The organism is Wolbachia endosymbiont (group A) of Lasioglossum morio (genome assembly GCF_947250585.1).
Classification (GTDB): domain Bacteria; phylum Pseudomonadota; class Alphaproteobacteria; order Rickettsiales; family Anaplasmataceae; genus Wolbachia; species Wolbachia pipientis.
In genome coordinates this window covers 449,779-462,637 of record NZ_OX366327.1, presented here as the reverse complement: position 1 = coordinate 462,637, position 12,859 = coordinate 449,779, and the positions used below count along the sequence as shown (strand labels likewise).

Sequence of the window (12,859 nt, the reverse complement as noted above, 5' to 3'; positions counted from 1 at the left end):
TCAAAATTATTATTTGCTTATAACAGTATCATTACTCATGTATTTTTGCAACACGTTTGGTATTGCAATCGACCCGTCAGAATTTTGATAATTCTCCATTATGGCAATAATCGTTCTTCCTATAGCTAAAGCTGAGCCGTTTAAAGTGTGAACATATTTTTTTATCTTTTTATCAGTTTCTGAAGAGTATTTAGCGTTCATCCTTCTTGCTTGAAATGCACCACAATTTGAGCAGCTTGATATTTCTCTATATTTATTTTGCCCAGGTAACCATACCTCTATGTCATAAGTCCTTTGTGCAGCAAAACCCATATCGCCACTGCAAAGCAGCATTACTCTGTATGGCAATTCTAATTTTTTTAATATCTCTCCAGCAACACTCGTCATACGCTCAAGCTCATCATTTGATTGGTCTTCAGTTGTGATGCTTACCAACTCCACTTTACCAAATTGGTGTTGCCTTATCATGCCCCTGGTATCGCGACCTGCACTACCTGCTTCTTTACGAAAGCACTCCGAATATGCAGTAAAGCGAATAGGCAGTTCTTTTTCTTCCATTATTTTGTCAGCAACTAAATTTGTTAAAAACACTTCACTTGTGGGAATCAACCTCAATTCGTCGGTAGTTAAATACGAATCGTCAGAAAATTTCGGTAGCTGACCAACATTATACATAGCTTCGTTTTTCACCAAAGCCGGGTGGTACACCTCAGTATAGCCAAATTCATTAACATGCATTTCAAGCATACAATTTATTAGCGCTCGTCCAAGCTTAGCTAACTGTCCTTTTAATATCGTAAATCTTGATCCGGAAATTCTCGCCGCTTGTTCGAAGTCTATTAAACCTAATTTTTCTCCGAGTTCATAATGAGATTCTGGTACAAAATCAAACTGTCTTTTTCCTCCATATCTTCTCACCTCTAAATTAGAGTTCTCATCTGCGCCTATTGGCACATCTTGCGCAGGAATATTCGGCAAGTTAGATAAAACATTCACTAACTTATCCTTTTCTGCTTGTTCTTTTAAGCTGATTGCCTCTATCTCATTTGTGATGCTTTTTGACAACTCTATTTGCTCTTCACAGGGGCTCTTGCTCATTTTAAGCTTTTTTATTTCCTCTGTGATTTCATTGCGCTGCCTATTCAAATCCTGCAGTTTAGTGGTTAATGATCTTTTCTCGTGATCGATTTCTAATATCTCTTCCGCAGTAGATTCTCTAATTCCCCTGCTTTTCATTGCCTTTTCAAATCCTTCAGGGTTTTTGCGTATATATTCTATATCGTGCATATATTGTGCTATTACTAACATTGTTACTGTACTCCAAAAGCTCTTAATATTCAATATATTCTCATACTACTAAAATTATTATGGTTGATTTTTTTGTTAGAATTTGTTAAAATTTAATTAACTTAGCGTTCATAGGGTGTAGTATGTTGGGTATTACAAAAAATAATCAGAAAGAGAGCACTGACTTTGCTGGTGAGGAATTCGTTATCTACGCTACTTGTGTATGCCTAGCAGCCACATTCGCTGCTGGCTGTTTAGGGGCGGTAATAGGATCCCCTCTATTGACCTTTCCACTTGCTATGCTCATCTCTAACCCCGTAGTTTGGGTTTTAATGGGAATAATTCTTACAGTAGCATACAAAATGGTTGTTGAACCTTTATTTTACTTAGCGAAGAACTATATTAATGGAAAAAGAGCTTCAAAGGGGGAAAAGAGTGAAGAAAAAGATACAGAACTACAAGATTTGCAAGGCAAGACTCCAGAAAAGCAAGCAAGACCGAAAACTCCTGATAGGGATAGTGGTATTTTTGACTGCAAAGAAAATAAGGATTCTTTTGTATATAAGACAAATAAAAAAGAAGATTATAAATTTTGGTTAAGTAATTTTGATATTGCAGAGATTGCAAAAAGTTACTATGGATGGATGCCATATCGTAAAAAAGGTCACAGGGAATTTTCCAAAGGAGTGTTCTTTTCTTGCCTCGATAATCTTACATCTTTTCTGGGGAACCGATTGCAAGAATATAAAGATAAAGTAAAAGGGGATAACAATTTAGTATTATCTTCAATTCTTAACTTAAATAACAATCATTGGGTAACATTGGTTATTTCTCATGATGAAAAGAGTAAAAAGTTTAGAGCATATTATTGCGATTCATTTGGTGAACCATTACCAGAAGAGGTATCAAGTGCGCTACAGAAAACTCTAGGAATAGACAATAGTAGTATTAGAAACTCAAAAGCTAAACAACAAGATGATAAGTATAATTGTGGAATATTTGCCTTAGAGAATGCTAAGAAAATTACAGATATGCTGAAAGCAGGCAAATCGTTTGATGAAATTGATGATCAGCTAAAATATGAACTTAGTTCAGAGCAATTAATAGAGAAGAGAAAAGAATTTGCAAAAGCGTTGAAAAAGGATGAACAAAGCAGGGCTGGCACGCCAAGCCCTGTATTAGGTGGTCCAGGAAATATAAGTCGTAAAGATAGCGGAGTAAGTTTAGATTCAGTAGAAAGTAAGCAAACAAAAATTGTTCAATATAATACTACAGGTGATGGCAACTGCTTTTTCCATGCGGTATTTGGTGATAATAGCTCTGGTCAATATAAAACTGAAAAAGCACAAGATATGAGAATGGAATGGCACAAATTTTTAAGTCAATTTAACTCTTTGAATGATCCAAGGATGCCTGAGTTATTGAAGGGACAGATGCAGAAAGTTTTTGGTGCATTCTTAGAAAATCCAAATCATTTGATTGGTATGTCGGACTCAATAAAAGATTTGGTTCAGCATACAAACAGACGGGTAGAGAAGATCAAAAAAAAGACTAATAAATTAATAAAAAAGTTATGTTGTCTTACAACATTAAAAGAAAATGAAGTTATAGGTGATTTAAGAAGCATTAGTGCTAGTAATCTCAATATTAGTGAAAGAAAATATGATAGAAATTATAATAGTGATACTGCAGCAAATTCTTTTCTCAATGGCAAATCCATTTATAGATCTTATCTAGAGGCAATCAGCAGCCAAAGTTACCATGTTTTCATAGAAGAAATTTCTATCTTAGCTTCGCTGGCTAATATTGAAATTGACGTCTACTATAAAAATAATGGTAATGATGTAAATACATTGTTTCTGCCAAATGCGGGAATGATAAATGAAGGTTATCAGCAGAACAACGAGCTATGGGGAAATAAAGAACAAGAAACGGTATACTTGGCACCTGGTCATTATGAGAGAGCTGAGATAGTAGAGGTAGAGCCTTCTCTTATGGAAAAAGTAAGTTCGGCTATACAAAGTGTTGTAACAGTATGTGTAAATGCGCTAGGTTTGAACACATAGAATATATGTCCCTACAAGTAGGAAATTTGACAATTGATTCTCCAGTTATTTTAGCTCCAATGTCTGGAGTGACTGATTATCCGTTTAGAAGTATTGTGAAGAAACTTGGTGCAAGTTTGTTAGTTTCAGAGATGATCGCAAGCAGAGCTATGATTATGCAAACTCGCCAGAGTTTGCAAAAAGCAAAAGTCGATGCATTAACTGCTGTGCAGCTTGCTGGGTGTGAGCCAGATGTTATGGCGGAGGCTGCAAAATTAAACGAGGACATGGGAGCAAAAATTATAGACATAAACTTTGGTTGCCCTGTTAAAAAAGTTGTAAACGGTTATGCAGGATCAGCGCTAATGCGTGATGAGAAAAAAGCCGCTGAGATAATTGAAGCTGTGGTCAAAGCAGTGAATATGCCAGTTACGGTGAAAATGCGCACTGGATGGAACGATGAAAATCGCAATGCCCCGAGACTTGCGAAAATTGCCGAAGACTTAGGAGCAAAAATGATCACTGTGCATGGAAGAACAAGAGCGCAGCTTTATAATGGTCAAGCAGATTGGAAATTCGTTAGAAATGTTAAAGAGCAAGTGAAAATTCCAGTTATAGTAAATGGCGATATTAAAAATTTAAATGATATTCAGAATGCTCTCAAAGAATCTGGAGCAGACGGAGTGATGATAGGTCGTGGTGCCTACGGTAAACCTTGGCTGATTAATCAAGCAATGAACTTTCTCAGTGGAAGTGAAACTTCTGAGCCAACAGCTTCAGAGAGATTAAGCATCATACTCGAGCATTACGACAATATTCTTGAGTACTATGGAAATGACACAGGAATAAAGATGGCCCGCAAACACATAGGTTGGTACAGTAGCGGGCTTCAAGGCTCATCTGAATTTCGTGTGAGAGTAAATAACATGACAGATAGCACAGAAGTGAAAGAAAATATTATTGGCTTTTTTGGTCAAGAGACACACTAGCTGTACTCAATTCGACTGATCGTATGCCACTACGCTCTCTTCCTCACCAGAGTGTAAATGACAACCATTATCCATCAACCATTCCTCGTCATAAGTTTCAATATCAAAATATTTTTCATATTTATCCACATTATCACAAAGTGAAAGTGCTCTGATCTTATTCATAATCAAACCTGTACCAGCAGGAATTAATCTTCCTACTATAACATTTTCTTTTAATCCACTTAAAGGATCACTCTTCCCGCAGAATGCTGCTTCTGTAAGTACTTTTGTTGTCTCTTGGAAAGAGGCAGCAGAAATAAAGGAGCTAGTTTCAAGACTTGCCCTAGTAATCCCCTGCAGAATAGGAAGATAATGAGTAGACCGTTTGCCAGAGTTACTCATAGCATCATTTTCCCTATCAACTTCCAGCTTGTCAATGCTTTCGCCAACCAAGTACATAGTATCACCAGGATCAGTAATTTCCACTTTTTGTAGCATTTGTTTTAAGATCACCTCTAAATGCTTATTGTCTATACGAACACCCTGCAATCTATAAACTTGCTGTATTTCAGAAATCATATAGTGCGCTAAAGCTTCTAACCCAAGCACACGTAAAATATCATGGAGATCAGGGTCACCATCCATCAATAGATCACCTTTACGTACAAAATCACCTTCATTGACTATTACATGCTTACTTCTTGATACCAAATATTCAACTGGAGAAATTTGTTCATCTACAGGTTTAATTAATATACTGCGTTTTCCTCTACGGTCTTTTTCAGAAAACGCTACATAGCCATCTATCTCACTAACAATAGCATGCTCTTTAGGACGACGTGCTTCAAATAACTCTATAACCCTCGGTAAACCACCAGTAATATCACGAGTTTTAACTGACTCTCTTGGTGTTCTTGTAATAACATCACCTGCATGAACCTTCTGGCCATCTTGTACATTGAGCACTGCACCGATTGGTATAAAATAACATGCTTCAACGCCACTTGCGAGTGTCATTACTTTACCATTATCGTCAAGCAGCACAATACGAGGACGTAAATTAGCTCCACCAGAATGCAATTTCCAGTCTTTTACTACTTTGCTTGATATTCCTGTAGATTCATCCATCACTTCAGTGATCGAAATTCCATCTTTTAAGTCCTGATAAGACACTGTACCAGTCTTCTCCGTGATAATAGGCAATGTATAAGGATCCCATTCCGCAACTTTATCGCCAATTTTTACTGACCCACTCTCATCTACATAAAGCTTAGCGCCGTAAGGTACACTGTGCTTCAACTTCTCACTACCAAGGCTATCAATCAACACGACTTCACAGGAACGGCTTATCACAATTTTATTTCCGTTTCTATCTATAATTATATTACTATTGTTTAACTTTATTTTAGCATTAATAGAAGCTATAATATTCGAGGATTCAACGCCTCTAGTCATTACTCCACCTATATGAAAAGTACGCATCGTTAACTGAGTACCTGGCTCTCCAACAGATTGAGCAGCTATAACACCAACTGCTTCACCTATTGAAACAATTTTACCAGTTGCAAGGTCTCTTCCATAACATAAAGAACATACACCAGGACTTATTTCACAAGTTAAAGGCGATCTAATTTTTACAACATCAAGACCTGCAATGCTGATTTGCTTTACTTTATCCTCATCAATTAATTCCCCTGCTTTTACTAATAATTCTTTTGTCACTGGGTTATATATATCATTTGCAGCTGTTCTACCCAGCACAACACTCTCTAGAGATGCAACTATAGTACTTCCTTCAACTGTAGCTCTCACAACAAGACCATTTTTTGTTTTACAGTCATGCTTTGTAACTATGCAATTTTGAGATACATCAACTAAACGACGAGTTAAGTATCCAGAGTTTGCAGTTTTAAGTGCAGTGTCAGCTAAACCTTTACGCGCACCGTGAGTAGAATTAAAGTATTCAAATACGTTCAATCCTTCACGGAAATTAGAAATTATAGGTGTTTCTATAATCTCACCAGAAGGTTTGGTCATGAGCCCTCGCATTCCTGCTAGCTGTTTCATCTGTGAAGTAGAACCCCTTGCACCAGAGTTAACCATCATATACACTGAGTTGTACTTACTATTTCCATCATATATAGATATTGCTTTTAACATATCATTAGCTATCATATCCGTACACTTAGACCATTCATCTATAACCTTGTTATACCTCTCACTTCTAGTTATTAGCCCATCTTGATATTGCATAGAGAATTTCTTAATTTCACCCCTCGCGTGATCAACATGTGTAGCTTTAGTTTCAGGTATAACCATATCACAACGACCAAAAGAGACACCAGAAAATGTGGCATACTCAAAGCCAAGTACCATTAATTTATCAGAAAATGCCACTGTAGCACTTTGACCACAGTTACGATATACCAAATCAACTATACCAGTTATTTCCTTGACTGTTAATATCTGATTTATTAGATCGAAGCCTAGATTCTCATGCTTAGGAAAAATTTGCCATAATATTAAACGGCCAGGAGTTGTACAAACAGTTTTATAGTGAGTTTCACCGCTGCTATTAATATACTCCATCCTATACTTTATACTAGAATGAATATGTAAAGTACCATCACTCAAGGAATGCTCAACTTCACAAAAAGCACCAAAAGATGGTAAATTATCTTCCTTAGGTTCTTGTAAAGTCAGATAATATATACCAAGTACTATATCTTTACTAGGAACTATAATCGGTCTGCCATTAGAAGGACTTAAAACGTTATTAGTGGACATCATCAACACCCTAGCTTCAAGCTGAGCTTCCAATGAAATTGGCACATGCACTGCCATTTGATCACCATCAAAATCAGCATTAAACGCCGTACAGACAAGCGGATGAAGCTGTATTGCTTTGCCTTCAATAAGGATTGGCTCAAAAGCCTGAATACCAAGTCTATGTAGCGTAGGCGCTCTATTCAACAAAACAGGATGCTCTTTTATTACCTCTTCAAGCATATCCCAAACTTCTGGTTTTTCTGCTCTTATCAACTTACTAGCAAACTTAATAGTTGGAGCCATACCATACATCTTAAGCTTTGAGTAAACAAAAGGTTTGAATAGTTCAAGAGCCATTCTTTTTGGTAATCCACACTGATTTAGTTTCAAAGTTGGACCAACAACTATTACAGAACGTCCAGAGTAGTCTACCCTTTTTCCTAAGAGGTTCTGGCGAAAACGACCCTGTTTTCCTTTTAACATATCACTAATGGACTTTTTATATCCAACAGCACCAGCTTTATTTACCAAAGTATTACGACGACTATTATCAAAAAGAGAATCAACTGCTTCTTGTAACATCCTTTTTTCATTACGAATCATAATCTCAGGAGGATTTAAGCTCAACAATTTCCTCAACCTGTTATTTCTATTAATAATAGTCCTATAATGATGATTCAGATCAGAAACTGCAGGACGACCACTCTCAAGCGATACCAAAGGACGCAAATCAGGTGGTAAAATAGGTATAGTTGTAAGTATCATCCACTCAGGCCTATTTCCAGATTTAATGAAGTTTTCAACAATACGCAATCTCTTTATAATTTTCTTTCTTCTTATCTCAGAAGCAACAGATTCTAATTCTAGTCTTAAATCCTTCCTAATTTCATGTAAATCAAGGCGCGTTAGCAACTCTCTTATAGCTTCAACACCTTGCATAGCTACAAAACTATCGATCCCATAGCTATCTTTAGCTTCATTATAAGCTTTTTCACTAATAATCTCACCTTTTTCAAAAGGCGAAACAAGAGGATCTATTACGATATAATTATCGCTATATAAAATATTCTCAATATCTCTGAGAGACATATCCAATAATGCTCCAATTCTTGAAGGAAGCGATTTCAAAAACCATATATGAGCAACAGGAGATGCAAGCTCTATATGACCCATCCTTTCTCTTCTTACTTTAGAAGATGTAACTTCTACTCCGCATTTTTCGCATATGCGACCTCTGTGTCTTCTTTTTTTGTATTTTCCACATAAACATTCATCGTCATTGACAGGGCCAAAAACCTTAGGGCAAAATAATCCACCTTTCTCAACTTTGAACGTACGATAATTTGCAGTTGAAACATCTTCTATCTCACCACAAGATATACGCTTAATACTTTCAGGGCTAGCAATCGATATACTAACCTCATTAAAAGGTTGTGCAATGTTAGTGTGAGATATATCTTCAATCACTACATCATTTTGCTTTAAATCTACATTTAAACATAAAGAACGTAGTTCTTTTATCATCACATTAAAGGATTCAGGAATTCCACATTCAAAATTACTGTCACCTTTTATTATCGATTCATAAATCTTAACTCTACCATTAATATCATCAGACTTCACAGTTAACATTTCCTGCAAAGTATAAGCAGCACCATAGGCTTGTAATGCCCAACATTCCATTTCACCAAAACGCTGACCACCAAAATGAGATTTTCCTCCAAGAGGTTGTTGAGTAACCAAACTATAAGGCCCTACTGAACGCGCATGAATTTTACCATCAACCAAGTGGTGCAACTTAAGCATGTACATGTAACCAACTGTAACCTTGCGGTCGAATTTTTCACCACTGCAACCGTCATATAATACAGCTTGTCCAGAGTTATCTAAACCAGCAAGTTCAAATAATTTTGCTATTTGTTCATCTTTTGGACCCTCAAATACAGGTGCAGCAACAGGAACGCCATCACGTAATTTGCGTGCAAATTCAATGAGATTATTATCACTAATATTACGAATATCATTACAGATAGATACGTTACTGCCATAGCTATAAACCTCAATCAGGAAGTTACGTAAATTGCTGTATGAACTTTTACAAGAGTTCAAATAGTTCTCTACTAACTCATTCAACTCGTCATTTAGTGCATTCTTATTAGGTGTATTTAAAACAGAAGCCGTTATTTCATCATCATCAATATTTTCAATTTTTTTATTATCAAGGTATGCTACTGCAAATTGTGTAAAATTATCATCGTTAAGGGACCTAATTCCCTTGCAAAAAGCACTTTTGATCTTATTGATCTCATCGAGAATATTACTTACCTTTTCCCCTAATTTTCTACAAGCCCAACCTACATGCGTTTCCAGTATTTGCCCTACATTCATTCGTGAAGGAACACCAAGGGGGTTAAGAATAATATCAACAGGAGTACCATCTTCCAAATAAGGCATATCTTCCACTGGCACAACTCGAGAAATCACACCTTTATTTCCATGTCTACCAGCCATTTTATCCCCTGGTTGCAGACTATGTTTCACAGCAATGAAAACTTTTACTGACATCGACACACCTTGAGGCAGGTCATAACCTTCATGTAATTTTTCTACTTTTCGCTTAAACTGTGCTATTGCATGTGATACTTTTTCATCAAAATCTTTTTTTAAGCTCTTAACTTGCTCAGAAATGGATTGGTTTTTTAATCCTATACCCCACCATTGCTCACGTTCAATAGAGTCAAATTTTTCTCGATCTTGAGAACCAGAATTAATAAGAAGTTTCTTCAGTTCATCATAGAAATATTCACTAGTAACATTGATTATATAATCTCGCTCTTCCTCAAAGTCATTTATCTCTTTTTGTTTGATGAGTAATGCCCTTTCATTTTCTTCAACCCCCCTGCGTGTAAAGACTTGTACATCAATTACTGTCCCTTCAACATCTGGAGATGTATATAAAGAGGAATCCGCACAATCGAATGACTTTTCACCAAAAATTGTCATTAATAACTTCGTTTCAGGAGGCAATGAAAGAGAAGGTTTAGGTGTAACTTTACCTACCAGAATATAGCCTGGACCAACTCTTGTACCAATTTTCACTATACCACTATCATCCAAGTGATATAGATTTTCTTCATTAACACCAGGTATAGCACGAGTTATTTTTTCTGATCCTAAAGGGGTATCATGTACAACACAGTCAAATTCTTCTATATGAATAGAAGTAAAGAGATCTTTTTTAACAACTTCACTAGAAATAATAATAGAGTCTTCAAAATTATAACCTTGCCAAGACATAAAAGCGACTAGCAAATTTTTACCAAGCGCCAACTCACCACTGTTAATTGCAGGACCATCAGCTATTACATCACCCTTTTTAACATAATCACCTACGCACACTAGCGGTCTTTGATTAATACAAGTATTATGGTTAGAACGCTGAAATTTCCTTAGATGATAAATATCTACGTCCAAGTAGTTAACCCTTTCTTTATCAAAAGCACGTATAACTATAGAGTTACTATCAGAACTATCAACTATGCCATCGCGTTTTGCTAAAACTACAGCACCAGAGCCAGAAGCTACAAAAGACTCCATACCAGTAGCAACCAGAGGAGCGGTAGGCTTCAATAAAGGTACGGCCTGACGTTGCATATTTGAGCCCATTAATGCTCTATTAGCATCATCATTTTCTAAAAATGGAATCAAGGAAGCTGCAACTGATATTACCTGCTTAGGAGATACGTCAATGTAACTAACTTGGTCGCTACTTACCATGACGAAGCTACCAGCATATCTACAGTATAGCATGTCATCAACAAAGCAATTATTTTCATCAAGCTTTACGCTAGTGTCAGCTATATGATGTGAGCCTTCGTCTATAGCAGAAAGATACTCAATTTGATCAGTAACAACCCTATTGACTACTTTTCTATAAGGGCTTTCAATGAAACCATATTTATTAATACGCGCGTATATAGCTAAGCTGTTGATTAACCCTATATTTTGCCCTTCAGGAGTCTCAATAGGGCAAATTCTTCCATAATGAGTTGGATGAACATCACGCACCTCAAATCCTGCCCGTTCTCTTGTTAAACCGCCAGGACCTAACGCGGATAACCTTCTTTTATGTGTTATTTCAGATAACGGATTAGTCTGATCCATAAATTGAGATAATTGAGAAGAATTGAAGAAATCTCTTAAGACATTAGTTAACACTTTTGGATTAATAAAATCAGATGGAGAAACTTTATCTAAACTAGAAGTGGACATAGAATCAACTATTGCGCGTTCCAATTTCAACAACCCAGTTCTAAATTGATTTTCTATAAACTCTCCAACTGATCTTACTCTTCTGTTTCCTAAATGATCAATATCATCTACAGATCCTTGACCGTCACGTAACAATACTATTTTTTTCACAATTTCAATAATATCTTCATGCGTTAAAACAGTTAAATCCTCATCATAATTTAATCCAAGGTAAGAGTTAAGCTTCAACCTACCAATGTTAGACAAATCATAATATTCCGGACTGAAGAAAAGATTACGGAAAAACTCTTCTACTATCTCTAAAACAGGAACTTCACCAGGACGCAAAACTCTATATATTTCATATAGTGCATCCTGATAAGACATGTTTTCATCTAAGAAAAGCGTATTTAATATATAAGGTCCAACAAACAAATTATCTATGTTCAACACTGATATTTCATCTACAGATAATAACTCAAGCTTCTTTATGTCTTCCAACTTTATAGATTCACCAGCAGATAAAATTTTCGTAGAGCTAGCACTATCCATTAAATCTTCTGCGAGGAATAAACCACATATAGAATTAAAAGGAACCAGATACTCTTTCAATTCATTATCATATAGCTTTTTAGCTAGTCTTGAGGTAATACGAACGTTAGCTTTAAGCAGCACATTACCTTCAATATCCATTAAGTCAAAAGGCAGCCTCACTCCTTTAAATTTATCAGGAACAAAAGGCACTTTCCAACCATCTTTATGTTTTACATACTTTATTTTCTCATAAAATCTATCGAGTATATCATTATTTGATAGACCCAACGCCTTTAATAAAACTGAAATTGGCAATTTTCTTTTTCTATCAACACGAAAATACAAATGGTCTTTAACATCAAATTCAATATCAAGCCAAGAACCCCTATAAGGAATAATTCTAGCAGAATAGATCAATTTACCAGAATTGTAAGTTTTTCCCTTATCGCTATCAAAAAATACACCAGGAGACCTATGCATTTGTGAGACGATAACTTTTTCCACACCATTAATGATGAAAGTGCCCTTATCAGTCATCATAGGCAACCCACAAAAGTGGACTTTCTGCTCTTCTATAGATTTTACAACGGTTGCAAGTTTAGAATGATCTCCACTCTCTTTAATCGATTTATATTCATCAAGAGAAATACCATCCTGCATAACAACAAGACGTATAGAAGCAATAACCTGAGCAGAAAAAGTTACACCACGCTTTATACACTCAGATTCATCATACTTAGGATCATCTACCCTACAACTTATAAACTCAATAGTAGCCCTACGCAAAGGATCATTTATTGGAAAGATTGTATGAAAGATAACTTCAAGTCTTTCATTACCCTTATTCTTAGGAGTAAAAGAATCATATGATTCTTTTTGAACCTTAACCAAATCCAATAAAGAATCTTTTAAATCAATCGACCTAGAATAAGAAACTCTAGGAACAAAAGCACCAGAAGCGTACATATAAGAAGAATCAACCATTAAAATACCCCAAACTAA

At 35.9% G+C, this 12,859-nt stretch carries 4 protein-coding genes; 2 read left to right on the top strand and 2 right to left on the bottom strand.

Going from position 1 to position 12,859, the window contains the following annotated elements:
• Nucleotides 1-9: 9 nt before the first annotated feature.
• Nucleotides 10-1,287: a serine--tRNA ligase gene (gene serS / locus OOK89_RS02225; protein ID WP_264719304.1), complete on the bottom strand. Its 1,278-nt coding sequence runs from the start codon at nt 1,285-1,287 to the stop codon at nt 10-12.
• 143 nt (nt 1,288-1,430) lie between these two features.
• Between serS and OOK89_RS02220 the strand changes: the two genes are divergently transcribed.
• Together OOK89_RS02220 and dusB are read left to right on the top strand one after the other, a co-directional pair.
• Entirely contained in the window at nt 1,431-3,353 is a 1,923-nt protein-coding gene (locus tag OOK89_RS02220) for a Ulp1 family isopeptidase (protein ID WP_151807695.1), read from the top strand.
• Nucleotides 3,354-3,358: 5 nt separating this feature from the next.
• The gene (gene dusB, locus OOK89_RS02215; protein WP_012673040.1) at nt 3,359-4,321 is read left to right on the top strand and encodes a tRNA dihydrouridine synthase DusB; all 963 of its coding nucleotides are present in this window, start codon (nt 3,359-3,361) and stop codon (nt 4,319-4,321) included.
• 6 nt (nt 4,322-4,327) lie between these two features.
• Here the strand turns inward: dusB and OOK89_RS02210 are convergent, their stop codons facing one another.
• Nucleotides 4,328-12,841, bottom strand: a complete 8,514-nt coding sequence (locus tag OOK89_RS02210; protein WP_012673039.1) for a DNA-directed RNA polymerase subunit beta/beta' — start codon at nt 12,839-12,841, stop codon at nt 4,328-4,330.
• Nucleotides 12,842-12,859: the final 18 nt, after the last annotated feature.

What these genes read in the sequence shown, in the direction of transcription:
- OOK89_RS02220 (WP_151807695.1), top strand. Translation starts at nt 1,431, where the DNA reads ATGTTGGGTATTACAAAAAATAATCAGAAAGAGAGCACTGACTTTGCT.
- dusB (WP_012673040.1), top strand. Translation starts at nt 3,359, where the DNA reads ATGTCCCTACAAGTAGGAAATTTGACAATTGATTCTCCAGTTATTTTA.
- serS (WP_264719304.1), bottom strand. Translation starts at nt 1,287, where the DNA reads ATGCACGATATAGAATATATACGCAAAAACCCTGAAGGATTTGAAAAG.
- OOK89_RS02210 (WP_012673039.1), bottom strand. Translation starts at nt 12,841, where the DNA reads ATGGTTGATTCTTCTTATATGTACGCTTCTGGTGCTTTTGTTCCTAGA.